Annotated in this window: 24 protein-coding genes; 11 read left to right on the top strand and 13 right to left on the bottom strand. The window is 62.1% G+C overall.

The window, feature by feature from the left end:
- Window positions 1-21: 21 nt before the first annotated feature.
- The 7 genes from NKI59_RS08135 to NKI59_RS08105 all read left to right on the top strand — a co-directional run bounded on the left by NKI59_RS08135 (window position 22) and on the right by NKI59_RS08105 (window position 7,426).
- Window positions 22-795 carry an enoyl-CoA hydratase gene (locus NKI59_RS08135; RefSeq protein WP_023676923.1) on the top strand — a complete coding sequence of 258 codons (774 nt, stop codon included), beginning with the start codon at window positions 22-24 and terminating at the stop codon, window positions 793-795.
- Window positions 796-955: 160 nt separating this feature from the next.
- Complete coding sequence (gene rpsT, locus NKI59_RS08130) at window positions 956-1,222, top strand: 30S ribosomal protein S20 (RefSeq protein WP_023676922.1); 267 nt, start codon at window positions 956-958, stop codon at window positions 1,220-1,222.
- 915 nt (window positions 1,223-2,137) lie between these two features.
- Window positions 2,138-3,610, top strand: a complete 1,473-nt coding sequence (dnaA, locus tag NKI59_RS08125; protein ID WP_352703456.1) for a chromosomal replication initiator protein DnaA — start codon at window positions 2,138-2,140, stop codon at window positions 3,608-3,610.
- Window positions 3,611-3,809: 199 nt separating this feature from the next.
- On the top strand, window positions 3,810-4,928 hold the full coding sequence (gene dnaN, locus NKI59_RS08120) for a DNA polymerase III subunit beta (RefSeq protein WP_352703454.1): 1,119 nt from the start codon (window positions 3,810-3,812) through the stop codon (window positions 4,926-4,928).
- 26 nt (window positions 4,929-4,954) lie between these two features.
- Entirely contained in the window at window positions 4,955-6,103 is a 1,149-nt protein-coding gene (gene recF, locus NKI59_RS08115; protein ID WP_352470079.1) for a DNA replication/repair protein RecF, read from the top strand.
- A gap of 76 nt (window positions 6,104-6,179) precedes the next feature.
- Window positions 6,180-6,941: a molybdopterin-synthase adenylyltransferase MoeB gene (locus NKI59_RS08110; protein ID WP_352703451.1), complete on the top strand. Its 762-nt coding sequence runs from the start codon at window positions 6,180-6,182 to the stop codon at window positions 6,939-6,941.
- The gene (locus NKI59_RS08105; RefSeq protein ID WP_352703450.1) at window positions 6,938-7,426 is read left to right on the top strand and encodes a GNAT family N-acetyltransferase; all 489 of its coding nucleotides are present in this window, start codon (window positions 6,938-6,940) and stop codon (window positions 7,424-7,426) included. The genes NKI59_RS08110 and NKI59_RS08105 overlap by 4 nt, the downstream gene beginning before the upstream one ends.
- A gap of 64 nt (window positions 7,427-7,490) precedes the next feature.
- Here the strand turns inward: NKI59_RS08105 and NKI59_RS08100 are convergent, their stop codons facing one another.
- Complete coding sequence (locus NKI59_RS08100; RefSeq protein WP_352470076.1) at window positions 7,491-8,492, bottom strand: 2-hydroxyacid dehydrogenase; 1,002 nt, start codon at window positions 8,490-8,492, stop codon at window positions 7,491-7,493.
- A 155-nt stretch (window positions 8,493-8,647) separates the two neighbouring features.
- Between NKI59_RS08100 and NKI59_RS08095 the strand changes: the two genes are divergently transcribed.
- Window positions 8,648-9,205, top strand: coding sequence for an SH3 domain-containing protein (locus NKI59_RS08095; RefSeq protein WP_023676915.1), 558 nt, complete (start codon window positions 8,648-8,650; stop codon window positions 9,203-9,205).
- An 81-nt stretch (window positions 9,206-9,286) separates the two neighbouring features.
- On the opposite strand, the gene NKI59_RS08090 is transcribed toward NKI59_RS08095, so the two are convergent.
- A complete protein-coding gene (locus NKI59_RS08090) occupies window positions 9,287-9,646 on the bottom strand; it encodes a DUF4260 domain-containing protein (protein ID WP_352703448.1) in 360 nt (119 codons plus the stop codon).
- A gap of 10 nt (window positions 9,647-9,656) precedes the next feature.
- Complete coding sequence (gene irrA / locus NKI59_RS08085) at window positions 9,657-10,088, bottom strand: iron response transcriptional regulator IrrA (protein WP_023676913.1); 432 nt, start codon at window positions 10,086-10,088, stop codon at window positions 9,657-9,659.
- Between the two features lie 240 nt (window positions 10,089-10,328).
- Here irrA and fabA point away from each other — a divergent pair, with 240 nt between their 5' ends.
- From fabA to fabI, 3 genes are all read left to right on the top strand, one after another.
- On the top strand, window positions 10,329-10,847 hold the full coding sequence (fabA, locus tag NKI59_RS08080) for a 3-hydroxyacyl-[acyl-carrier-protein] dehydratase FabA (protein ID WP_023676912.1): 519 nt from the start codon (window positions 10,329-10,331) through the stop codon (window positions 10,845-10,847).
- 122 nt (window positions 10,848-10,969) lie between these two features.
- The gene (fabB, locus tag NKI59_RS08075; RefSeq protein ID WP_023676911.1) at window positions 10,970-12,190 is read left to right on the top strand and encodes a beta-ketoacyl-ACP synthase I; all 1,221 of its coding nucleotides are present in this window, start codon (window positions 10,970-10,972) and stop codon (window positions 12,188-12,190) included.
- A gap of 13 nt (window positions 12,191-12,203) precedes the next feature.
- Entirely contained in the window at window positions 12,204-13,016 is an 813-nt protein-coding gene (gene fabI, locus NKI59_RS08070; protein ID WP_023676910.1) for an enoyl-ACP reductase FabI, read from the top strand.
- A 36-nt stretch (window positions 13,017-13,052) separates the two neighbouring features.
- Here fabI and NKI59_RS08065 read toward each other — a convergent pair whose 3' ends face one another.
- The 10 genes from NKI59_RS08065 to rimP form a co-directional block, all read right to left on the bottom strand.
- Window positions 13,053-14,066, bottom strand: a complete 1,014-nt coding sequence (locus NKI59_RS08065) for a class I SAM-dependent methyltransferase (RefSeq protein WP_352703446.1) — start codon at window positions 14,064-14,066, stop codon at window positions 13,053-13,055.
- Between the two features lie 89 nt (window positions 14,067-14,155).
- Window positions 14,156-16,303, bottom strand: coding sequence for a polyribonucleotide nucleotidyltransferase (pnp, locus tag NKI59_RS08060; protein ID WP_352703443.1), 2,148 nt, complete (start codon window positions 16,301-16,303; stop codon window positions 14,156-14,158).
- A 418-nt stretch (window positions 16,304-16,721) separates the two neighbouring features.
- Complete coding sequence (rpsO, locus tag NKI59_RS08055) at window positions 16,722-17,033, bottom strand: 30S ribosomal protein S15 (protein ID WP_280940423.1); 312 nt, start codon at window positions 17,031-17,033, stop codon at window positions 16,722-16,724.
- A 140-nt stretch (window positions 17,034-17,173) separates the two neighbouring features.
- Window positions 17,174-18,268, bottom strand: coding sequence for a magnesium/cobalt transporter CorA (gene corA / locus NKI59_RS08050; RefSeq protein WP_352703441.1), 1,095 nt, complete (start codon window positions 18,266-18,268; stop codon window positions 17,174-17,176).
- Between the two features lie 133 nt (window positions 18,269-18,401).
- Window positions 18,402-19,355, bottom strand: a complete 954-nt coding sequence (gene truB, locus NKI59_RS08045) for a tRNA pseudouridine(55) synthase TruB (RefSeq protein ID WP_023676905.1) — start codon at window positions 19,353-19,355, stop codon at window positions 18,402-18,404.
- A complete protein-coding gene (gene rbfA, locus NKI59_RS08040) occupies window positions 19,355-19,780 on the bottom strand; it encodes a 30S ribosome-binding factor RbfA (RefSeq protein ID WP_352470068.1) in 426 nt (141 codons plus the stop codon). Before rbfA ends, truB begins: the two co-directional genes overlap by 1 nt.
- 122 nt (window positions 19,781-19,902) lie before the next feature.
- A complete protein-coding gene (gene infB, locus NKI59_RS08035; RefSeq protein ID WP_352703438.1) occupies window positions 19,903-22,470 on the bottom strand; it encodes a translation initiation factor IF-2 in 2,568 nt (855 codons plus the stop codon).
- Window positions 22,467-23,117, bottom strand: coding sequence for an RNA-binding protein (locus tag NKI59_RS08030; protein ID WP_352455116.1), 651 nt, complete (start codon window positions 23,115-23,117; stop codon window positions 22,467-22,469). Before NKI59_RS08030 ends, infB begins: the two co-directional genes overlap by 4 nt.
- A 38-nt stretch (window positions 23,118-23,155) precedes the next feature.
- Entirely contained in the window at window positions 23,156-24,751 is a 1,596-nt protein-coding gene (gene nusA, locus NKI59_RS08025) for a transcription termination factor NusA (RefSeq protein WP_352566252.1), read from the bottom strand.
- A 47-nt stretch (window positions 24,752-24,798) separates the two neighbouring features.
- Window positions 24,799-25,431, bottom strand: coding sequence for a ribosome maturation factor RimP (gene rimP, locus NKI59_RS08020; RefSeq protein ID WP_352703436.1), 633 nt, complete (start codon window positions 25,429-25,431; stop codon window positions 24,799-24,801).
- Window positions 25,432-25,529 lie beyond the last annotated feature (98 nt).

The raw sequence follows: 25,529 nt of genomic DNA, 5'->3' as shown, positions 1-25,529 counted from the left end.
AGAAGCGAGGAGGAGCAAAGCATGGGCTATGAAACCATCATCGTCGAAACCCGCGGCAAGGTCGGGCTGATTACGCTGAACCGGCCGCAGGCGCTCAACGCGCTGAATTCACAAGTGCTGGCGGAACTGGTCGCGTCGGTGAATAGCATGGGCGCCAATGCCGACATCGGCGCCATGGTCATCACTGGTTCGGAAAAGGCTTTCGCGGCAGGTGCCGATATCAAGGAAATGCAGTCCATCTCCTATGTGGATGCCTATCTGCAGGATTTCTTCGTCGGCTGGGAGGAATTTACGCGGGCACGAAAGCCGATCATCGCGGCAGTGGCGGGCTATGCGCTGGGGGGCGGCTGCGAACTGGCGATGATGTGCGACTTCATCATCGCCGCCGACACCGCCAAGTTTGGCCAACCCGAGATCACGCTGGGCGTCATGCCCGGCATGGGCGGATCGCAGCGCCTGACCCGCTTTGTCGGCAAGTCGAAGGCGATGGATATGTGCCTGACGGGTCGAATGATGGACGCAGCTGAGGCCGAGCGTTCCGGCCTTGTCTCGCGCGTGGTGCCAGCCGGCGAGTTGATCGAGGAAGCGCTTAAGGCAGCGTCCAAGATCGCTGGTTTTTCCTTGCCGTCGGTGATGATGGCAAAGGAGGCCGTCAACCGCGCCTATGAGACGACGCTCACCGAGGGTCTGCGGTTCGAGCGCCGGCTGTTTCATTCGCTGTTTGCGCTGGATGACCAGAAGGAAGGCATGGCGGCCTTCACCGGCAAGCGGAAGCCGAATTTCACGAACCGATGAGACGACGAAGGCGCCGGTCAAAAAGAAAGCGCTGCAGCGTTGACGCGCCGGAAAAGCTGAACTATAAGCCGCACCAATCGAGGCGGCCCTGTGGCTGCCCGTTTGTTTTTTGCGCCCTGCGGTATCCCGCAAGCGCCCACCAGATCAGAAGAGAGGCACCATGGCCAATACCTCCTCGGCCAAAAAGGCAACGCGCAAGATCGCCCGTCGCGCAGCGATCAACAAGAACCGCCGCTCCCGCGTCCGGACCTACATCCGCCAGGTCGAAGAGGCGCTCGCGGCTGGCGACAAGGCGGCCGCACAGGCTGCCTTCAAGGTGGCCGAGCCGGAATTGATGCGCGCCGCGACCAAGGGCGTGGTGCACAAGAACACGGCATCGCGCAAGGTGTCGCGGTTGGCCCAACGGGTCAAGGTGCTGTCGGCCTAATATACCTTTTCCTGAACTGCGCTTCTTCAAACCCGGCCAATCGCGCCGGGTTTTTTTCGTTTGCCGGCAAGTACTTAAAAGAAAGCCCGCAAAATGGCGCTCCGGGTGGATTTCAAAGTTCGAAATGCTTTGCCGGCATATACATGCCCGCTGATATTCGGAGCCTTCGAAACTGCCAATGCGAAAATTTCCGAGCGTCACAGATTACTGTTTTTTTTCAGAAGTTTACCGATGGTGATCCACAGCTTGTTCACATCAGCTGCGGCCGATAGGCGGCAATTGGCTGTCAAGTGAATTATTTCAGAAAATTTCGCATTGTGTGGCCTTTTTCACATTCGCCGGAAAAGGGTTTGAATCACAATGGCTTTGTCAAAATCAACTGTTGCGGCATGGCGTTCGAAACGTCCCTTGCTAGTCAGATTCCTTAAAAATCCGTTAGGGGTGGCCTTGCCCTATCCACAGCGATTTCGGTAATGTCTGTCCATCGAAGGGACGGGCCCTTGGCCCTTGACCAGCCTGAAACCGGCCAGCTCAAATTGGCAGAGTTTACACTGCGGATTCAACTCCGCGGACGGGGTTGGTTTGTCTTTTCGATACGGTAGGGGACTGGCGTAATTGTACATGGCAGGTCGACGGTGCGCCGGCGGTTTTTCGCCGGACGGCATTTTGTTGCCCTGACATGACCAAAGCGGATCGGCTCTTCGGCGCCGGACCGACAACGAGGCGATTCATCAGCCGGCGGCGGCGATGGTGTCGCAGCGAAGACACGGTCGCCGGAAACATGGATGCAGGAGGCGCATCCCCGGCGGAAAACAGGTACAAGAGACAAGGAACTCGATCATGCAGAGCGGCGGCATCGAAAGGGAGCTTACAGGCGACCTCCCATTTCCTGGAACGTTAATCGGAAGGAACGACATGGCGGCTTCCAATGAAGCTGAACAGAAGTTCGATCGGGTCAAGGCCCAGTTGAAGGCGCGTCTGGGAACCGAGGTCTATTCGAGCTGGTTCGGGCGCATGAAGGTCGCTGAATCCTCTAAGGGCATTGTCCGCATCTCAGTGCCAACCGCATTCCTGCGTTCATGGATCAACGGCCACTATCTCGATCTCATCACCGAGTTGTGGAATCACGAGGATCCGGAGATCCTCAAGATCGAGATCGTGGTTCGCACCGCCACACGGCAGGGCCGCAACAGCGTCGAGCCAGAAGTGGCCCCGGCGCGCAAGATGACCAGGCAGACGCAAACCGCGCTCTCTGCGGGCACGGCGAGCCCCAGCAGGGTGGAACGGGTCCCGGTACCCCGCCCGGGGATGCCGGCAGAAACCGAGTTCCGGCACAATGTTCTCGGTTCGCCACTCGATCCACGCTATACTTTCACCTCCTTCATCGAAGGACCATCGAACCGAGTGGCTTTTGCCGCGGCCAAGGCGGTCGCGGAATCGCAGTCGAGCGCGGTGCGTTTCAATCCGCTCTTTCTGCACGCGACGGTCGGGCTGGGCAAAACGCACCTGTTGCAGGCGATCGCCGCAGAATCGCTGAAGCAGAATCCGAAATCGCGGGTCGTCTATCTGACGGCTGAGTATTTCATGTGGCGGTTCGCCACCGCGATCCGCGACAACAACGCACTGACGCTGAAAGAACAGCTGCGCGACATCGACCTTCTCATCATCGACGACATGCAGTTCCTGCAGGGCAAGTCGATCCAGCACGAATTCTGCCATTTGATCAACATGCTGCTCGACAGCGCCAAGCAAGTGGTGGTCGCTGCCGACCGGCCGCCGTCGGAATTGGAGTCGCTGGAGCCACGCGTCCGCTCGCGCCTCAACGGCGGCGTCGCGCTGGAAATGTCAGCCCCGGATTTCGCCATGCGTATTGGTATGCTCAAGCTCAGGCTTGCCACCGCCAAGCTCGACGATGCGTCGCTCGATATTTCCGAAGAGATCCTCAACCACGTCGCCCGCACGGTGACCGGCAGCGGACGCGAGCTCGAAGGTGCCTTCAACCAGCTTTTGTTTCGCCAATCCTTCGAACCGCAGATCACCATCGACCGCATCGACGAGATCCTTGGCCACATCTATCGTTCGGGCGAACCCAAGCGGGTGCGTATCGAGGACATCCAGCGCATCGTCGCGCGCCACTACAACGTGTCGAAGACCGAACTTCTGTCCAACCGGCGCACACGCACCATCGTCAAGCCACGGCAGGTCGCCATGTATCTGTCGAAGGTGATGACGCCGCGCTCGCTGCCGGAGATCGGGCGGCGGTTCGGCGGTCGTGACCATACGACCGTGCTGCATGCGGTGCGCAAGATCGAGGATCTTTCCGGTGCCGACAACACACTGGCGCAGGAACTCGAATTGCTGAGAAGGCTGATCAACGACCAGGCCTGACGGCCCGAAAAACGCCGGCTCGCGGACTCCGGCCTTTTTATCCCCAGAAAGCCCGTGCAGCCGGTCCGAACCGGTGGCGCGGGCTTGCGTTTGCCGGGTTTTTCCTGTCAGTTTACGCAGATTCTGAGCCTGTTCAGACCTTTCGCGGGGCGCCGCTTGCCGGAGACCCGTTCATTCATTCAAGCGAGCCTGTTTCGTCATGCGTGTTATCCTGGAACGGTCAAATCTCCTGAAGTCGCTCAACCATGTTCACCGCGTGGTCGAGCGGCGCAATACCATTCCGATCCTGTCGAACGTGCTGCTCAGCGCCGAGGGGGCCAGCCTTGAAATGAAGGCGACCGACCTCGACCTGGAGGTGACCGAAGCAACGCCGGCAAAGGTCGAACGTGGCGGGGCGACGACGGTCCCGGCACATCTGCTCTACGACATCGTGCGCAAGCTTGCCGACGGCGCGGAGGTGGCGCTGAAGACCGACGACGACGGCAACGCCATGACGGTGACGTCGGGGCGCTCGAGCTTCCGCCTGCAATGCCTGCCGCAGTCCGACTTTCCCGAGCTTTCAGCCGGGTCGTTCTCGCATATTTTCCGGCTCGATTCCGTCGGACTAAAGGGCCTCATCGAAAAGACCCAGTTCGCCATCTCGACCGAGGAGACGCGCTATTATCTGAACGGCATTTATCTGCACACGCACGAGGCCGGCGGCAAGCTGAAGCTGCGCTCTGTCGCGACCGACGGCCACCGGCTGGCGCGCGCCGAGATCGATGCGCCGGCAGGCTCTGAGGGCATGCCTGGCGTCATAATCCCGCGAAAGACGGTCAGTGAGCTGCAAAAGCTGGTCGACGATCCCGATGTTGCAGTCACCACCGAGTTGTCCGACACCAAGATCCGTTTCACCATCGGCAGCGTTATCTTGACCTCCAAGCTGATCGACGGCACTTTCCCGGACTACCAGCGCGTCATTCCGACCGGCAACGACAAGAAGCTGATTATCGATCGCCAGAGTTTCGCCGCTGCCGTCGATCGCGTTTCGACCATTTCGTCCGAACGCGGCCGGGCGGTGAAGCTTTCGATCGCCGAAGGGCAGGTCACGCTTGCGGTCAACAACCCGGATTCGGGCAGTGCCACCGAGGAACTGGCGGCCGACTATTCGTCCGATCCGATCGAAATCGGCTTCAACGCCAAATACCTGCTCGACGTTGCCGCGCAACTGACCGGCACGGAGGCGAAGTTCATGCTGGCGGATGCCGGTTCCCCGACGCTGATCCACGACATGGCCGACGAGACCGCGCTCTACGTGCTGATGCCGATGCGGGTGTAGGGCCCGAACGGGGCCATCTTGCTGTCGTGACCAGATCTGCAAAACCGCAGCAGACGTACATAAGTAAGCTCATACTTACGAATTTCCGCAACTATGCGGCGTTGGCAATCGACCTTGATCCCGGCGCTGTGGTTTTCTCCGGCGACAATGGCGCCGGCAAGACCAATCTGCTTGAAGCGATCTCGCTGCTCACGCCGGGCCGCGGCCTGCGCCGCGCACCCTATTCCGAGGTGGCGCGCGAAGGCGGCGACGGTGGCTTTGCGCTGCATGCCCGGCTTGACGGGCCGGAAGGCCAGGTCGAGATCGGTACCGGAATATCGGGCAGCGACGGCGAAGCCGGCCGGCGGGTGCGGATCAACGGCGCGACGGCACGCTCAGCCGAAGACATGCTGGAATGGCTGCGCGTGGTCTGGCTGACACCGGCCATGGACGGCTTGTTCCCCGGGCCGGCCGCCGACCGCCGGCGCTTCCTAGACCGGCTGGTGCTGGCGATCGATCCTGGCCACGGCCAGCGCGCGCTTGACTACGAAAAGGCAATGCGCGGCCGCAACAGACTGCTCGCCGACGGTTCACGCGACGGTGCCTGGTTCGATGCGATCGAGATGCAAATGGCCGAGACCGGCGTGGCGATTGCCGCGGCGCGTGCCGAACTGGTGCGCCTGCTCGCCGCCATGATCGACCGGCTGCCCGGCGACGGACCGTTTCCGCAAGCCGACATCGGCATCTCTGGCGAACTGGAAGGCGAACTCGGTATTTTGCCGGCCGTCGACGTAGAGGAACGGTTCCGTCGTGCGCTTGCCCAGGGGCGCGACCGCGACCGCACCGCCGGACGCACGCTCGACGGCCCGCACCGTTCCGACCTCGTGGTGCGCCACCGGCCCAAGGCGATGCCGGCCGAGCTCTGTTCGACCGGCGAGCAGAAGGCGCTGCTGGTCGGCATTGTCTTGTCGCATGCGCGGCTAACCGGCGAGATGTCGGGCATGACACCGATCCTGCTGCTCGACGAGATCGCCGCCCATCTCGACGGCGGTCGACGGGCGGCCTTGTTCTCGATCCTGGAGGAACTAAACTGCCAGGCCTTCATGACCGGGACCGATGCCGCGTTGTTTGACAGCCTCAAGGGACGCGCGCAATTCCTGACCGTCGATCACGGCACGGTCAGGCCGACCATTTGAACTTGGTTCATGGCGCACTTCTGAGCGGCATGCATTGATACCTGACAAGCTTTTTCCTCCGCTATATGGTCCGGCGATGATCACAGCCGCCCTCACCGATGAAGAGCTCGAACGCTACGCCCGCCACATCGTGCTGCCCGAGATCGGCGGCGCCGGCCAGCAGCGGCTGAAGCGGGCGCGGGTGCTCGTCATTGGCGCCGGCGGATTGGGAGCGCCGGTGCTCGAATATCTCGCCGCCGCAGGGATTGGCACTCTCGGTATCGTCGACGACGACATCGTTTCGCTTTCCAACCTCCAACGACAAGTGATCCACGCCACGGACGATGTCGGGGTGGCGAAAACCGACAGCGCCAGAGCGGCGATCATCCGCATCAATCCAAACGTCGTCGTGGAAGAGCACAATTTCAGGCTGACCGTGGACAACGCCCCTACCCTCATTGCCCGTTATGACATCGTCGTTGACGGCTCCGACAATTTCGAGACACGCTACGCGGTGGCCGACGCCTGCGCCGCGGAAAGCCGGCCGCTCGTGCATGCCGCCGTTGGCCGCTTCGACGGCTCGGTCACCGTACTGAAGCCATTCGAAATCGGCCCGGACGGCAAGTTGAACCCAAGCTACCGCGATCTCTTTCCCGAGGCGCCGCCGCCGGGACTGGTGCCATCCTGCGCGGTGGCCGGCATTGTCGGTGCGCTGACCGGGGTCATCGGCACGCTGCAAGCCATGGAAGCGATCAAGCTGATCACCGGGATTGGCGAGCCGCTGGTCGGACGACTGCTGCTCTACGATGCGCTGGCGGCACGCTTCGACACGATCCGCTACAAGCGAACCAGCCCGTGAGCCTGCCTGCCGACGTTTCCATCGTGCAGCTTGCGGCCGATTTCGACCGTTGGGACGAGGTGCTGGCGCTGGTCATGCGCGCCTTCGCCTTTATGGACGGGGTTATTGACCCGCCGTCCTCGGCGCATCGGCTCACCGTTGAAAATCTCAGGGCTAGAGCGCTGGAGGAGACAGCATTCCTGGCGCTGAAGGAAAACGAGATCGTCGGTTGCGTCTTCATCCTGAAGCGCGCAGACGAGCTCTATGTTGGAAAGCTCGCGGTCGAGCCGGGTATTCAGGGACAAGGCATTGGAAAACAGCTGATGCAGGCCGTCGAAGATCTTGCCCGCAGCCACAACAGGACTGCCATCGAGCTCCAGACCCGGATCGAGCTGACCGGAAATCACGCAGCCTTTGCCCGCCTCGGTTTTCGTGAAACCGAACGGACAGCGCACAAGGGCTACGACCGGCCGACCTCAATCACCATGCGCAAGGCGTTTTCGTAAGCCAAAGCTATCCAACGACGAACGCGCGGTTGCCGCGGCAAGACCGTGCCGGCGTGACGGCAGGTCACGCCCTCAACGGCAGCACGCGGTCGGGCGGGCGATGACCATCGAAGAAGGCGCGGATATTGATGATCACCTTCTCGCCCATGTCGATACGGCCTTCGAGCGTCGCCGAACCCATATGCGGCAACAGCACGACCTTGCCTTTGTGGGCAAGCTTCAGCAGCTTGCTGTTCAGCGCCGGCTCGTGCTCGTAGACGTCGAGGCCGGCGCCGGCGATCTTGCCGTCATGGATGAGCTTGACCAGCGATTCCTCATCGATGATATCACCGCGCGCGGTGTTGACTATGTAAGCTGACGGTTGCAGAAGCGCCAGTCGCCGCGCCGAAAGCAGGTGGAAGGTTGCCGGTGTCGATGGACAATTGACCGAGATAATGTCCATGCGGGCGAGCATCTGGTCAAGGCTTTCCCAATACGTCGCTTCCAACTCGTCCTCGATTGCCGGCAGTACGCGGTGGCGGTTGTGGTAGTGGATCGAGAGGCCAAACGCCTTCGCGCGCCTGGCGACGGCGGTGCCGATGCGACCCATGCCGACAATGCCGAGCCGTTTGCCCCAAATGCGCCGCCCGAGCATCCAGGTCGGCGACCAGCCCGCCCATTTCTTATCGCCGGTCAGCACGTTGGCGCCTTCGGCCAGCCGCCGCGGTACGGCCAGCATCAGCGCCATGGTCATGTCGGCCGTATCTTCGGTCAACACGTTCGGCGTGTTGGTGACGGTGATGCCTTTCTTGGCCGCTGCCGCAACGTCGATCTTGTCGACGCCATTGCCAAAATTGGCGATCAGCTTGAGGTTGTCGCCGGCCTGGGCAATCAGCGCCGCGTCGATATTGTCGGTCACGGTCGGCACCAGCACGTCGGCCTCCTTGACCGCCGCCACCAGTTCCGGCTGCGTCATCGGCCTGTCCTCGACATTCAAGCGGGCGTCGAACAACTCGCGCATGCGGGTCTCGACCGGGTCGGGCAATTTGCGCGTGATGACGACGAGGGGCTTCTTTTTGCCTGCCATTGTTTCCTCGAACCCGATCTCGTTGAGACCTCTTTAACCAAGAACGGCGAAACTGAGAGCCGATCGCGGTACCGGTCATTCATGTAACAAGCGGTGCCGCCGAAGACAAAGAAAAAGGGGCGAAGGCCGATGGGCCGGCGCCGAAAGGAACGAAAGTGTCTGGTTTCGCGTCGCTCCGCCTGACCCTCAGTGCAGCATTCCTCGGCGCTCTCATCCATAGCCCACTGGTGATGGCGCAAAGTGCCGCCGCACCCGCCCAGAGCGTCACGCTCGGACCAAGCGGCTTGCCGCTGCCGCGCTTCGTCAGCCTGAAATCCGGCCGCGTCAACTCGCGCGTTGGGCCGGGCGTCAATTATTCCGTCGACTGGATGTATATGAAGCCAGGCCTGCCGATGGAGATCATCCAGGAGTTCGATACGTGGCGCCGTGTGCGTGATGCCGACGGCTCGGAAGGCTGGATCAATCAGTCGCTGCTTTCGGGCCGTCGCACGGCGATCGTCGCCCCCTGGCAGCGCGGCAAGGACGCTCGCGTCAACCTCCTTGACGACCCGGCAAAAGACGCAGGCGTCATCGCGATCCTCGAACCGGGGGTGATGGGCACGATCAAGTCCTGCGATGGCCAGTGGTGCGAAATGACCTTCGACGGCCATACCGGCTGGCTCGCGCAGTCGCTGGTTTGGGGTGCCTATCCCGGCGAAAAGGTCAAGAACTGACTTTTCCGAACCGCAGGTCGGGCCAGCGCTACAAGCACCGGATCCGGCATTTGTTTCGCTGATCTTCGGTTCGGGGATGGTTTAGCGGCCGATGCGGCCGAGATGGGTATCCTGGAAACTGCTTGACAGCTTCAAACCGTAGCCCAGAGCGCGGTCGATGGCGATGTGGGCGATCCAGATCAGCGCGACAGCTACCGCCATTGCATTGTCAAAGACGCTGCCGACAAGCGCCAGCAGAACGGGCAAGATCAGTATGTGCAAGGCGTTGTAGACGACGGCCCCGACGCGCGGCCCGGCCATGTAACCCAGCATCGACAGGTCGGGCGCCAGAATGAGCACGGCAAACAGCCACCAGGAAACACCGGCGATTGCATAGAAGACAAGAGCCGCCACCGCGACGGCGACCCATTCGAGCCGGAGCGTCAAATCCAGGAATTTCATAAGGCGCCGGTCAGTCGCAGCGTTTCGGACGCAGTCTCACCACGATATCGACATTGGCGATCTCCATGCCCTCCGGCGGTTCCGGCAGGTTGGAAACCGTCACCGGGCCGCTGTCGATATCGAAGATCCTGTTTTCGCCCTCGATATAGAAATGATGGTGATCGGAGGTGTTGGTGTCGAAATAAGTCTTCGATCCCTCGACGGCAAGGATGCGCAGAAGACCGGCCTGGGTAAACTGGTGCAGAGCATTGTAGACGGTGGCCAGAGACACCGGCACGCCGGCGGCAAGCGCCTCCTCGTGGAGTTCCTCGGCCGAAAGATGGCGGTCGCCCTTGGCGAAAAGCAGATCGGCCAGCGCGATGCGCTGGCGTGTCGGCCTCAGACCGGCCTCGCGAACCCGCTTGTCCACAGCGACATTATCCTTCCGGCAACCCAGATCCATGTATCCGTCGCGCTCACAGTTCCGCCTCAGACAGGTCCAAAATGGCAGAAATTGAGCATCTGCCGAAACCGGACGTGTCCTGACATATATTCTGTCGACCGAATGCGATCAATAGCGCGCATTGACCCGGGCAGACGGGCAGGTTAAGCGCAAACGCCGGTTTCCGGCCTGAAACAGATTGTGTTAGGAAACCACCGACAAGGGCGCCTATCGCCCGGGACGATCACGGGGACGAGATTGATGGCGGGTTCGAAATCCAGCTACGGTTACGAGGAATTGCTTGCCTGCGCCCGCGGCGAGCTGTTCGGACCGGGAAATGCGCAGCTGCCCTATCCGCCGATGCTGATGTTCGACCGCATCACCGAGATCAGCGAGACCGGCGGTGCGTTCGACAAGGGTTTCATCCGCGCGGAATTCGATATCAAGCCGGATTTGTGGTTTTTCGCCTGCCATTTCATCGGTAATCCGATCATGCCAGGATGCCTAGGCCTGGACGCCATGTGGCAGTTGACGGGGTTCTATCTCGGATGGCTCGGTGAACCCGGCAAGGGGATGGCGCTGTCGACCGGTGAGGTGAGGTTCAAAGGCATGGTCACGCCTTCGGTCAAGAAGGTGGAGTATGGCGTCGACTTCAAGCGCGTGATGCGCGGTCGGCTTGTGCTTGGCATCGCCGATGGCTGGCTGAAGGCAGATGGCGAGCCCATATATGCGGCAACGGATCTGAAGGTCGGTCTGTCCAAGCAGTCGGCCGCCGTCTGAACGAAGACCCTACAGTGCCACGTCTTGGACGTCCAAAGGACGCTGTAGCACTTTAATTTTGCGCATGGTTCCATTCCGGAAATTGATTTCAGGTTCGGGGTCGGCGCTGGAAGGAGTTGCGAATGAGACGGGTCGTAGTCACAGGTCTCGGCATCGTGTCGTCGATAGGCAACAATGCCAACGAGGTGCAGACCTCGCTGCACGATGCCAGATCCGGCATCAGCTTCTCCGACTCTTTCGCCGAGCATGGCTTCCGTTGCCGGGTGTGGGGTGCGCCGACGCTGGACCCATCGGGCATGATCGACCGTCGCGCCATGCGCTTCCTGTCGCAGGGTGCTGCCTGGAACCATGTCGCAATGGACCAGGCGATCGCAGACGCCGGCCTCGACGAGGCCGACATCACCAACGAGCGCACCGGTATCGTGATGGGCTCCGGCGGACCGTCGACCCGTGCAATCGTCGAGGCGGCCGAGACCACGATCAAAAACGGCAGCCCCAAGCGGATCGGGCCGTTCGCGGTGCCAAAAGCGATGTCGTCGACCGCGTCGGCGACGCTTGCCACCTGGTTCAAGATCCACGGCGTCAACTATTCGATCTCATCGGCCTGCTCGACGTCCGCGCATTGCATCGGCAATGGCTACGAGCTGATCCAGTGGGGCAAGCAGGACATCGTCTTCGCCGGCGGCCATGAGGATCTCGACTGGACGATGTCGGATCTCTTCGATGCCATGGGCGCCATGTCGTCCAAGTTCAACGACAGGGCATCGGTCGCCTCACGCGCCTACGACGTCGATCGCGACGGTTTCGTCATTGCCGGCGGCGCCGGCGTGCTGATTCTTGAAGAGCTCGAGCATGCCAAGGCACGCGGCGCCAAGATCTATGCCGAGATCGTCGGCTATGGCGCGACATCGGACGGCTACGACATGGTGGCGCCGTCGGGCGAAGGCGCGGCGCGCTGCATGAAGCAGGCGCTCGCAACGGTGTCCTCGCCGGTCGACTACATCAATACGCACGGCACCTCGACGCCGGTCGGCGACTCCAAGGAAATGGGCGCCATCCGCGAGGTGTTCGGCGAGAAGATGCCTTTCATCACGTCGACCAAATCGCTAACCGGCCATTCTCTGGGCGCCGCCGGCGTGCAGGAATCGATCTACTCGATCCTGATGATGCAAGGCGGCTTCATCGGCGAGAGCGCCCACATTGAGAACCTCGATCCGGAATTCGAGGGCATGCCGATCGTGCGCAAGCGCATCGACGATGCAAGGATCGACACCGTTTTGTCCAATTCGTTCGGTTTCGGTGGCACCAACGCAACGCTGATTTTCCAGCGCTATTCCGCATAAGGATTTGCCGACGATGGACGGATTGATGAAGGGCAAGCGCGGGCTTGTCATGGGTGTTGCCAACGATCATTCGATCGCCTGGGGTATCGCCCGCAAACTGTCCGAACATGGCGCGGACCTCGCCTTCACCTATCAGGGCGAGGCCTTCGGGCGCCGGGTCAAGCCGCTCGCCGAGAAATTGGGCGCATCCCTGGTGGTGCCTTGCGACGTCGAGGACAGCGTGTCGGTCGCCGCGACTTTCGAGACTTTGGGGAAGGCATGGGGCGGGCTGGATTTCGTCGTCCATGCCATCGGCTTTTCCGACAAGAACGAGCTGAAAGGCCTCTACGCCGACACTAGCCGCGACAACTTCATCCGCACCATGGTGATCTCCTGCTACTCCTTCACCGAGATCGCCCGTCACGCCGCCACATTGATGAAGGATAGCGGTTCGATGATCACGCTGACCTATGCCGGTTCGGTCCGTGTCATGCCGAACTACAACGTTATGGGTGTCGCCAAGGCGGGGCTGGAGGCCAGCGTCCGCTATCTCGCCAACGACTACGGCCCGCGCGGCATCAGGGTGAACGGCATATCGGCGGGACCGGTACGGACGCTTGCGGGCGCCGGGATTTCCGACGCACGCCACATGTTCTCCTACCAGCAGCGCAACTCGCCGCTACGCCGTACAGTGACGATCGACGAAGTCGGCGGCTCCGCGCTCTATTTGCTGTCCGACCTGTCCTCCGGCGTCACCGGCGAAATCCACTATGTCGATTCCGGCTATCACATCGTTTCCATGCCGACGCTTGACGAATTGAAGCAGACCGACGGCGGGCGGGAATAGCGCGAGCGACGTATCGCCGGCTTGCCCCGCAGGATTTCAGCGTCGCGCCGATAAGACCTTGAACATGCCGTCGCGGGCGAGTTCAGCATGGCTGGAGAAGGCGGCCTCCAGCACCGGTTCGTAGGGAAGCTGACGGTTTGCCACCATGAACAGCCGGCCGCCGGGCTTCAGCGCCTTGCCTGCCGCGCGGATCATGCCGGCACCGATTTCCGGCTCAGTCGCCCGGCTGCGGTGAAAGGGCGGGTTCATGACGACCACGTCGTAGCGGCGCTCGACCGGTTCGCTCAAAAGATCTATCCAGAAGAAACGTGGCTCCACGCCTGTGTTGCCGACATTGGCCTTGGCCGCCTCCAGCGCCTCGAAATCCGCTTCGTAAAGGTCAAGCGCCGATATGCCGGGTGAGCGGGCGGCGACTTCGGCGGCGACATAGCCCCAACCGGCACAGAAATCCGCAACGCTGCCACGCAGATCGTTGGGCAGATTTTCGACCAGCAGCTTCGATCCGGCATCGATCTTGTCGAAGGAAAACATGCCTGGGGCCGTGCGGAAGCGGTCCTCGACCACCAAGTCCGGATTGGCGGCGGGAAGCGTTGCCGCGGCAACGGTATCGGCCGGCCGGCGAAACCAGAAGGCAATGCCGTGATGCTTCGGCAGGTGGCCTTCGAGCGGCACAAGGGCGCCGACATGCTTGCGCAGGCTGGCGATTCCATCGTCCTTGCTGCCGGCGACGACGATCAACCCGCCTGGTGCTGCGCGTCCGACCGCTTCGGCAACGCGCAACTCGTTTTGGCCGCGATGGCGGCCAGCGAGCACAAATGCCGCGTCGAAAGCCTCGCCTTCGACCTGCGGCGTGACCGCGAAGCCGGACGCCTGCAAGGCGCGAAAGTGCGGCCTGAAGCCTTGGATAAGATGAAGCTTGGCATCAAACCCTTCCGGCAAGAGAAAGCCGGGCTCGGCACCGAGAAAGAGTATGCGTTCATCCTTTCGTGGCAGGGAAACAGCACCGGCCTCGAACGGATGGAAAAGCGTTTTCAGCGGCTCGGCGGACATTCACCACTCTTGAACTGCAAGGCTGTTGTTGAAACGCAAACGGGCGCGACCTTCCGGCGCGCCCGCTTCGATTGCATGGTTAGATCAGCTTAGGCGGCGTTTTCTTCGCCTTCGCTCTTCTTGTCGCGCACGATTTCCTTGCCGGTGGCCTGGTCGACAACCTTCATCGACAGGCGGACCTTGCCGCGCTCGTCGAAGCCCATCAGCTTGACCCAGACCTTGTCGCCTTCCTTGACCACATCGGAGGTCTTGGCGACGCGGTCATTGGCGAGTTGCGAGATGTGGACGAGGCCGTCACGCGGACCGAAGAAATTGACGAAAGCGCCGAAGTCGGCGGTCTTGACGACCGTGCCTTCGTAGATTTCACCGACTTCCGGCTCGGCGACGATGGTGTGTATCCACTTCTTCGCCGCCTCGATCTCCTTGGCATTGGCCGAGGCGATCTTGACGGTGCCGTCGTCCTCGATGTTGATCTTGGCGCCGGTCTTTTCGACGATCTCGCGGATGACCTTGCCGCCCGAGCCGATCACGTCGCGGATCTTGTCGGTCGGGATGTGCATGACCTCGATGCGCGGCGCGAACTCGCCGAGCTCGGCACGTGCGCCGGACAGCGCGTGGGCCATTTCGCCGAGAATGTGCTGACGGCCATCCTTGGCCTGGTCGAGGGCGATCTTCATGATCTCCTCGGTGATGCCCTCGATCTTGATGTCCATCTGCAGCGAGGTGATGCCGTAGGCGGTGCCGGCAACCTTGAAGTCCATGTCGCCGAGGTGGTCCTCGTCGCCAAGAATGTCGGAGAGCACGGCGAAGCGCTCGCCTTCCTTGATCAGGCCCATTGCAATACCGGCGACCGGCTTGGCCAGCGGCACGCCCGCGTCCATCAGAGCCAGCGAGGTGCCGCAGACGGTAGCCATCGACGACGAACCGTTGGACTCGGTGATCTCCGAAACGACGCGCAACGTATAGGGGAACTGGTCGGCGGTCGGAAGCATCGGCCGGATGGCGCGCCAGGCGAGCTTGCCATGGCCGATTTCGCGGCGGCCCGGCGAACCCATGCGGCCGGTTTCACCGACCGAATAGGGAGGGAAGTTGTAGTGCAGGAGGAACTTCTCCTTGTACATGCCGGTCAGCGAATCGACATACTGCTCGTCCTCGCCGGTGCCGAGCGTGGCGACGACCAGCGCCTGGGTCTCGCCGCGAGTGAACAGCGCCGAGCCGTGCGTGCGCGGCAGGACGCCGACTTCCGAGACGATCTTGCGGACCGTCTTCAGGTCGCGGCCGTCGATGCGCGAGCCGGTGTCGAGGATGTTCCAGCGCACGACCTTGGCCTGGAGTTCCTTGAACACGGTGCCGATCTGTTCGGACGTGTATTTGGCCTCTTCGCCTTCTGCCGGCGCGAACGCGGCCTTGACCTTCGCCTTGACGGCGTCGACGGCGGCATAGCGCTTCTGCTTGTCGGTGATCTTGTAGGCGTCGCGAAGCTCGCCTTCGACGATCTTGAGCATCTCGGCTTCAAGTGCGGAATAGTCCGGCGCGGTGAAGTTGCGCGGGTCCTTGGCCGCGACTTCAGCCAGCTTGATGATCGCGTCGATCACCGGCTGGAAGCCCCTGTGGCCGAACATGACGGCGCCGAGCATAAGGTCCTCGCCGAGTTCCTTGGCTTCGGACTCGACCATCAGCACGGCGTCGGCGGTGCCAGCGACGACCAGGTCGAGCTTCGATTCCTGCATCTCGTCGACATGCGGGTTGAGCACATATTCGCCGTTGATGTAGCCGACGCGGGCGCCGCCAACCGGGCCCATGAACGGCACGCCGGACAAGGTCAGGGCAGCGGAGGTGGCGACGATCGACAGGATGTCCGGGTCATTTTCGAGATCGTGCTGGACGACGGTGACGACGATCTGGGTGTCGTTCTTGTAGCCTTCGGCGAAGAGCGGCCGGATCGGGCGGTCGATCAGGCGCGAAACCAGCGTTTCCTTCTCGCTCGGACGGCCTTCACGCTTGAAATAGCCACCCGGGATCTTGCCGGCGGCGTAAGTCTTCTCCTGGTAGTTGACCGTCAGCGGGAAGAAATCGAGGCCGGGTTTCGGCTCTTTCATCGAGACGACGGTGGCGAGAACCTTGGTTTCGCCGTAGGTGGCCAGCACCGCGCCATCGGCCTGACGTGCGATCTTGCCGGTTTCGAGAATGAGCGGACGGCCGCCCCATTCGATTTCCACTTTGTGGTAATTGAACATGTCTTGTCCTTCGTATGCGGAAAGGGCCGCGCCGTTTCAGCGTGCGCGGATGCCCCTTTCCCTTGGCTTCCTTTCTCGGGCAGCCACGGGCAAGACAACGGGAAGCTCGGCTATTCAGCGCATTTGCCGCACGAGCGTCCTGCAATCCTGCCCCATGACCGTCCATGGGCGGTTTCGAGCGGCCCTCTGCTGTTTCGAAACCGGGTTGGCCAATCGATCCGAGTGGCCTTGCGCGTGAACCCGAAAACCAGGTTTTCGGAAAATATCCTGCGCAAATCTAAACTTCAGAGCGTCCTTTGCGCATCCAAACCGATGCGCGGCGCTCTACTTCCTTCCTACTTCCTTCATGGAGCCTTGGATGACCCGATGCTCCAATGCGCGACCGGCGGGCTCTCGAAAGAACCCGCCGGTCAATTCGTCAACGGCGCAGACCGAGCTTCTCGATCAGCGTCTGATAGCGCGCGTCGTCCTTGCGCTTGAGATAATCAAGCAGGCTGCGGCGCTGGGAAACGAGAGCGAGCAGACCACGGCGGGAATGGTTATCCTTCTTGTGGTCCTTGAAATGGTCGGTCAGGTTCTTGATGCGCTCCGAAAGGATGGCCACCTGGACTTCCGGAGACCCGGTATCGCCCTTGGCGGTTGCGAATTCGCCCATCAATTCCTTCTTGCGTTCGGCAGTAATCGACATCGTGTTTTTCCTTGTCTGTTTGAGGAAACGGGACGCCCTCAGCCGGGATGTCGTCCAGCAGGGGCCGGTGCAAGCAACGCGTCAAAGCGCGAAGCTGCGGCGCATATAGTGCAATTCCGACAAAAAGGCCAGCCTAATTCACAAGCCGGCTTTTTGCTGCATAAACGGGCACTTCCGCCTAGTCAGAGCCATTTCTTCCATTTGAAGTACGCAAAGAGCCCGACCGCAACAAGCGCCATGAAGGCGAGCGACAGCGGATAGCCGTAATAGGCCTTCAGCTCCGGCATGTTCCAGGGCGAGGTGTCGGGGTCGAAATTCATGCCCCATACGCCGACGAGAAAGGTAAGCGGCATGAAGATCACCGAGACGATCGTCAGATAGCTGATGACGTCGTTGGTGCGCGCCTGGCTGAGCGACAAGTGCATCTCGATCAGGCCGGTCAGCATGTCGCGCTGGGTTTCGACCAGTTCGATCAATCGCAGCGAATGATCGAGCGTGTCGTTCAGAAATATCTTGGTTTCGGCCTTCACATAAGAGACGTCATTGCGGATCATGGTCGCCAGCGCGTCGCGCATCGGCCAAAGCACGCCCTTCAGCACATTGGCATCGCGCCGCAATTCGTGAAGCTGCCGCATCTGATGCTTGTGCGCCTGGTTCAGCATCTGGTCCTCAATGCTGTCGACCAATTCGCCGGCAGCCTCGATCGGCGGGAAATAGCTGTCAACGATGGCGTCGATCAAAGCATAGGCGAGATAGTCGGCGCCGCGCGAGCGCAAGCGGTTGGGCACCGAGCTTGCGATCCGCTTGCGCACGGGATCGAACGGGTCGCCTTCGCGTTCCTGGAAGGTGACGACGAAGTTCCTGCCGAAGAAGACGGCGATCTGTTCGTAGCGATGCGCGGTGACATCGTCGATCATCCTGACGACGACAAAGGCATGGTCCTCGAAGAAATCCACCTTCGGCCGCTGGCCGGTGTTGACGACATCTTCCAGCGCCAACGGATGCAGGTTGAAGATCCGGCCGATCTCCTCGATCAGCTGGATGTTGGCGAGGCCTGTGCAATCGAGCCAGATAACCGGCCAATTGTGGCAATGGGTGTTGACGTCGTCGATGCTGGCATTGTCGATGGTCTTGAACTTTTCGGGCGAGATCAATGTCAGCCTGAGCTCGGAACGGCGTGCCGCCGGGTCGGCGATCAGCGTGCCGGGCGAGGCCCCGACCGGCGGCCTCCGTGTTTTGAGCGCCGCCCGCTTCCTGCCCGTCTCAGCCTTTGCCATGTGCCCCCTCGAATGCAGCGTCGGTGCCGCGCATCCCTTCGGACGGCAAACGACGCCGTCGCCCTGTTGATTTAGCGCATGATCCTTTCCCAAAATAGAATCCGGTTGGAGATCATGCGCCGAGAGACAGCTGTTACCCGATAAAGACCCGCTTTGGCTTGAACATGCCTTGCTCGATGGCGCCGATGGCGACCAGCTTGCCGCGCGCGGTGGCGCAGGCCTCCTCCGCTTCTACCGGCGCGTCACGGCCGCGAATGATGACCGGATTGCCGAGGCGGATTTTGGTTGCCGCATCATCGCTGATCGCGACCTGCGGCAGGCATTCGAGCGCGGCGGCGGTGTCGACCAGAAGTGCATCGATGGCACCGAAGTCGATCGGGGCGTCTGCTGCTTGCGGCTCGCCCTGCTCGCCGAAGCGGGCGGCTTCCAGCTCGGCCAGGGTAACGAAATCTTCCTGCGTGAACGGCTCGACCTCGACCCGCCGCAGCTCGGCGATGTGACCGAAGCAGCCAAGGTCGCGGCCCATGTCGCGCGCCAGCGAGCGGACATAGGTGCCCTTGCCGCATTCGACCTCGAAGATGGTGCGATCGGCCATGTGCTCGACCAGATCGAGCCGGCCGATCTCGACCTCGCGTGCCGGAATGTCGATCGTCTCGCCATCGCGGGCAAGGTCGTAGGCGCGCTCGCCGGCGATCTTGATCGCCGAAAATTGCGGCGGCGTCTGCATGATGACGCCGGTATATTTCGAAAGCAGCGCCCGTACGTCGGCTTCCGCCGGACGGCGGTCCGAGCTTTTGGTCGCCGGGCCTTCGAGGTCGTCGGTCGAACGCTCCTCGCCCCAGGCAACCGTGAAGCGGTAGACCTTGGCGCCGTCCTGGACGTATGGCACGGTCTTGGTCGCTTCGCCGAGCGCGATCGGCAGCATGCCGGACGCCAGCGGGTCGAGCGTGCCGGCATGGCCGGCTTTTTCCGCCTGGAACAGCCATTTGATCTTGGAGACGGCTTCAGTCGAGCCCATGCCGACCGGCTTGTCCAGTACCAGCCAGCCCGAGATCGGCCGGCCCTTCTTCTTGCCGCGACGCGCCACTATTCGCTGTCCTTCCGGTCGTCTTTGTCTTTGTCGTCAGCGCTGAGATCGCGCGCCACTTCGGGCGAGTGCAGCAATTCGTTGATCTTCTGGAAATTGTCGTAGCTGGTGTCGAGCCGGAAGCGGAATTCCGGCATGTACTTCATCTGCCGCAGCGCGCCGGAGACACGGCCGCGGACGAACTTCGCATGCTTGTTGAGCGCTTCGACCACCACGCCGGCATCCTTGGCGCCAAGCGGCGAGACGAAGGCGGTGGCGATCTTCAGATCGGGCGACATGCGCACTTCCGAGACCGACACCACGGCATTCTCGATCAACGGATCGAGGATCTCGCCACGTTGCAAGGTTTCCGACAGAGCATGGCGCACCTGCTCGCCGACGCGCAGCATGCGCTGGGATGGGCCTGATGTGATTGAACGGGGCATTTTTCTCTATCCTGAAATCGTGGGGCGCGGGATAGGACCGCACCACATGTCTCATATGGTTTGGGCGGCGGTCTTTCGACCACCGCCCGGTCTCGATGGATGCCCGAACTCGGACGTCGAGCTCAGAGCGTCCTGGTCACCATCTCGACGCGGAAGCACTCGATGACGTCACCGACGCGCATGTCCTCGTAGTTCTGGAAGGCCATGCCGCATTCCTGGCCGCCCGGAACTTCCGAAACCTCGTCCTTGAAGCGCTTCAGGGTCTTCAGCGTGCCTTCGTGGATGACGACGTTGTCGCGGATCAGGCGCACGCCCGCACCACGCTCGACCTTGCCTTCGGTGACACGGCAGCCGGCGATCTTGCCGACCTTGGTGATGTCGAAGATCTCGAGGATCTCGGCATTGCCGATGAAGGTCTCGCGACGCTCCGGCGAGAGCAGGCCGGAGAGCGCCGCTTTCACATCATCGACCAGATTGTAGATGATCGAATAGTAGCGGATCTCGATGCCTGCCGCAGCCGCGGCTGCGCGGGCCTGCGCATTGGCGCGAACGTTGAAGCCGATGATCGCAGCCCCCGAAGTTTCCGCCAGCGACACGTCGCTTTCGGTAATGCCGCCAGCCCCCGCATGGACGATGCGGGCGCGCACCTCGTCGGTGCCGAGATTGTCGAGCGCGGCGTTGATCGCCTCGATCGAGCCCTGCACGTCGCCCTTGATAACCAGCGGGAATTCTTTCAGTCCGCTGGTCTGCAATTGCGACATCATCTGCTCCAGCGAACCGCGCTGGCCGGCATGCCTGGCCACCGCCTTCTCGCGTGCCAGACGCTGGCGGTATTCGGTGATCTCGCGGGCGCGGGCCTCGTTGTTGACCACGGCGAAGCGGTCGCCGGCCTGCGGCGTGCCTTGCAGGCCGAGCACCTCCACCGGCATTGCCGGCGGCGCTTCCTTGACCTGCTCGCCGCGATCATTGACGAGCGCGCGTACCCGGCCCCATTCGTTGCCGGCGACGAGAATGTCGCCCGGCATCAACGTGCCGGTCTGCACCAGCACGGTAGCGACTGGGCCGCGGCCCTTGTCGAGCTGGGCTTCGATGACCACGCCTTCGGCGGTGCGGTCCGGATTGGCCTTCAGGTCGAGGATTTCGGCCTGCAGCAGGATCGCTTCGAGCAACTTGTCGAGATTGATGCCCTTGGTCGCCGACACCTCGACATCCAGCACCTCGCCGCCCATGGATTCGACGAACACCTCATGGCGCAGCAGTTCCGAACGCACCTTCTGCGGGTCGGCGTCATGCTTGTCGATCTTGTTGATCGCCACAATGATCGGAACGCCGGCCGCCTTGGCGTGATTGATCGATTCGATCGTCTGCGGCATGACGCTGTCGTCAGCTGCCACCACGAGGATGGCGATATCGGTCGCCTGGGCACCGCGGGCACGCATCGCCGTGAAGGCGGCGTGGCCGGGCGTGTCGATGAAGGTAACCTTGTGACCGTTCTTCTCGACCTGATAGGCGCCGATATGCTGGGTAATGCCGCCGGCCTCGCCGGAGACGACGTTGGCATTGCGGATGGCATCGAGCAACGAGGTCTTGCCGTGATCGACATGGCCCATGATCGTTACCACCGGCGGACGCGGCTGGAGGTCCTCGGGACGATCGGCGATGTTGAACAAGCCTTCTTCGATGTCGGACTCGGCGACGCGGCGGACCGTGTGGCCAAATTCGGTGGCGACGAGTTCGGCCGTGTCGGCGTCGATGACGTCACCAGGCTTCAGGATCTGGCCCTGCTTCATGAAGAACTTGACCACGTCGACAGCGCGCTCGGACATGCGCTGCGCCAGCTCCTGGATGGTGATGGTTTCGGGCAGGATCACTTCACGCATGACTTTCTCGCGTGGCTCGTTATGCAACGCGCGCTTGAATTTCTCCTGACGGCGGCGCATCGACGAGAGCGAGCGGGCGCGCGCATCCTCGTCGGAAAGCGCCGAATTCAGCGTCAGCTTGCCGCGGCGGCGGTCTTCCTCGCCCTTGGTCGGTTTGGCCGGACGCGCCACTTCCGGCGTGACCAGACGGCGCACTGGAGCGCCGGCACCGGTCCGCTTCGGTTTGACCTCTTCCTCGTCATCGACTGTTGCCAGTTCGGCGGCGAGCGGCGCACGGCGGCGCGCCTCTTCCTCGGCACGGCGGCGGGATTCGGCCTCGGCTTGCAGCCGTGCCTCTTCCTCGGCCTGACGGCGAGCCGATTCCTCGCGCTCGCGGCGGCGGCGCTCTTCGTCCTCGCTGCGGCGCTTGGCTTCCTCGATGGCGCGCTGGCGATCCTCGACATCGCGGACCTTCGAGCCCTCGAGAGCCCGGCGGCGTGCTTCCATTTCCTGGCGCGACAACTCGTTCAGCACCATGCCGCCGCGTTCGACCGGCGGCGGAGGGAGAGGCGTCTTGGGAGCTTCCTGCACGGCAGGCGCTGCCGCGACCGGCTTCGGCGTGAAGACGGACACAGGCGCTGCCGCCGGCTCCGGCTTGTCGCCGGGCAGCGAGAACTTGCGCTTCTTGGTCTCGACGACCACCGACTTGGTGCGGCCGTGCGAGAAGTTCTGGCGCACCGTGCCCTGTTCCATACCGGGGCGCTTCAGCGTCAAGGTCTTCTTCGGCGTAACACTCAGCGTCTTGTCGTCGCCCGATTTCGTATCGCTCATTCCATATCCTCTGCGGCATCATCTTCGTCAGCAACGGCCGCAAGCATTGCCAGATCGTCCGGGGAACCGCCCCGATATCGGTCGAGCGCAACCATGCGCTTCTGGACCGCCCTGCCCGCGTCTCCCGCGAGAACGGCAGCATGTATCACATTTGTACCCCCCAATGCCAAGCTCAACTCGGCCTCGGAGAAAAGTTTGTAAGCGCGGATCGCAGGCCCGCCGAGGTGGACGGTTGCCCGTCGCGCCTGGCTTATCTTGCGGACGCCATCGTCGGAAGCCTCGGTCGCGTGGAGCACGAAAAGTGCAAGTCCGCCGCGCACGGCGCTCTCGACCTTGGTCGCTCCGAGCGCTATGGCGCCCGCCTTGCGGGCCAGGCCAAGCATGCCCAGAGCGGACCTGGAAAGCAGCGCGTCGACCATGCCGCCAAGATCGGCCGGCACGCTCACCTGCGCCTTAAAAGCACGGGCAAACAGGTTTTTGGCCGCTGCCTTTTCTATATGTAGGCGGTCGGCCGTCACCCAGCAACCGCGGCCGGGCAGGTTTCTCTTGATGTCCGGAACGACGGCCGAATCCGGGCCGACGACGAAACGGATCAGTTCATCCGGTTCGGCTTGCCTGCGGGTGACGATGCAGGTGCGATCGTTCATCTCGTCCAAGGGCGGGTTCGGTGCGATGCGGTTTCACCTCACGCACCGACGGTTTCGTCAGCCGGCGCGCCCTCGGCGGCAAGCTCGTCTTCGGTGATCCAGCCAGCCTTCAGGCGAGCGGCCAAGACCATTTGCTCGGCATCGGCGCGCGACACGCCGTGGTTGGCGAGCACACCCGGGAATACCTTCGTCTCGCCGTCCTTGCGTTCCTTCCAACCGGTCAGGTCGTCGGCGGCGTAGCCGGCGAAATCCTCGATCGTCTTCACGCCGTCCTCGCCGAGCGTCACCATCATGGCGGTGGTGATGCCGGGAATCTCGCGCAGCTCGTCCTTGACGCCGAGCGCCTTGCGCTTCTCGTCGTGCTCGGCTTCGATCTTCTCCAGATATTCGCGGGCGCGGGTCTGGATTTCCGAAGCCGTGTCCTCGTCGAAGCCGTCGATCGACGCGATTTCGCCGGAATCGACATACGCGACTTCCTCGACGCTGGTGAAGCCTTCGGAAGCGAGCACCTGGCCGACCATCTCGTCGACGTCGAGGGCTTCCATGAACAGCGACGACCGTTCGACGAATTCCTTCTGGCGGCGTTCGCTCTCTTCCTGCTCGGTCAGGATGTCGATGTCCCAGCCGGTGAGCTGCGAGGCAAGACGGACGTTTTGGCCACGGCGGCCGATGGCCAGCGACAGCTGATCGTCGGGAACGACGACCTCGATGCGCTCGGCATCCTCGTCGAGCACGACCTTGGCGACTTCCGCCGGCTGCAAAGCATTGACGATGAAGGACGCGGCCGAAGGCGACCACGGAATGATGTCGATCTTCTCGCCCTGCAATTCACCGACGACCGCCTGGACGCGGCTGCCGCGCATGCCGACGCAGGCGCCGACCGGATCGATGGAGCTGTCGCGCGAGATGACGGCGATCTTGGCGCGCGAACCCGGATCGCGGGCGACCGACTTGATCTCGATGATGCCGTCGTAGATTTCCGGCACTTCCATGGTGAACAGCTTCGCCATGAACTGCGGATGGGTGCGCGACAGGAAGATCTGCGGGCCGCGCTGTTCGCGGCGCACGTCATAGACATAGGCACGGACGCGATCGCCATACTTGTAGTTTTCGCGCGGAATCAGCTCGTCGCGGCGGATGATCGCTTCGCCGCGGCCGAGATCGACGATGACGTTGCCGTATTCGACGCGCTTGACGGTACCGTTGACGATCTCGCCGATACGGTCCTTGTATTCGTCATATTGCCGGTCGCGCTCGGCCTCGCGCACCTTCTGCACGATGACCTGCTTGGCGGACTGGGCGGCGATGCGCCCAAAATCCATCGGCGGCAGCTGTTCGGCGATGAAATCGCCGAGCTGGGCGTCCGGATTGCGCTCGCGCGCCGAGGAAATGGCAATCTGGGTCGCGTAGTCATCGACCTTCTCGACCACTTCCATCAGCCGCTGCAGCTTCATCTCGCCGGTGTTGGCGTTGATGTCGGCGCGGATATTGGTTTCCTGGCCGTAGCGCGAGCGCGCAGCCTTCTGGATCGCATCGGCCATGGCGGCGATGACAATCGACTTGTCGATCGACTTTTCACGCGCGACCGCATCGGCGATCTGCAGCAGTTCAAGCCTGTTGGCGCTTACAACCATCTTCTTTCTCCCGAGCTTGTTGCCGACCTTTACGGCCGGCAGCCCAATCACATTTCCTGTTCGGTTTCGTCTTCCGCACCCTCTGGTGCGTCTTCGGGTTCGCCGCGGCGTTTCCTGGCTTCCTTGCGCGCCCGGTTGTCCTTCGACAGCGCATCGCGGATAAGATCGTCGGTCAGGACCAGCCGCGCTTCGGCAATCGCATCGTAGGGAACACGTACCGTCGGCTCCTCGCCGTAAGCGGCCTTGTCACGCTCGATCAGCACACCGTCCGCGTCGCTTTCGGCGATCTTGCCCTTGAAGCGCTTACGGTCGGCGACGAGAACCGACGTTTCCATCTTCACCAGATGGCCGGTCCAGGCTGCAAAGTCCGATTTGCGGACCAGCGGCCGGTCGATGCCCGGCGACGACACTTCGAGATAATAAGCCTTCTCGATCGGATCATCGACATCGAGCGCCGGCGACACCGCCCGGCTGACCTCTTCACAATCCTCGACCGTCATGGTGCCGTCCTCGCGCTCGGCCATGATCTGCAGCGTCAGCCCGTTCTGGCCCGACAGGTGCACACGTACCAAGCGGAAGCCAATGGCGCGCAGTACCGGCTGAACGATCAGCGCGATGCGCGCATCGATGCCGCTTTCGCGGATGATGCGGTCGTCGCCTTCGCTTGCCGTCACTGTCATTCGGTCCTGTCACTCGATTTCTGTTGGTCGGCAGGTAATAAAAAAGAGCGGGACCGGGTGGACCCACTCTTCGTCATACCGACCAAGAATTTGAAGCT

The sequence above is a fragment of the Mesorhizobium sp. M0598 genome, from assembly GCF_040320865.1.
Taxonomy (GTDB): domain Bacteria; phylum Pseudomonadota; class Alphaproteobacteria; order Rhizobiales; family Rhizobiaceae; genus Mesorhizobium.
The sequence above is the reverse complement of the archived record's forward strand: the minus strand, read 5'-3'. Positions and strand labels throughout refer to the sequence as shown.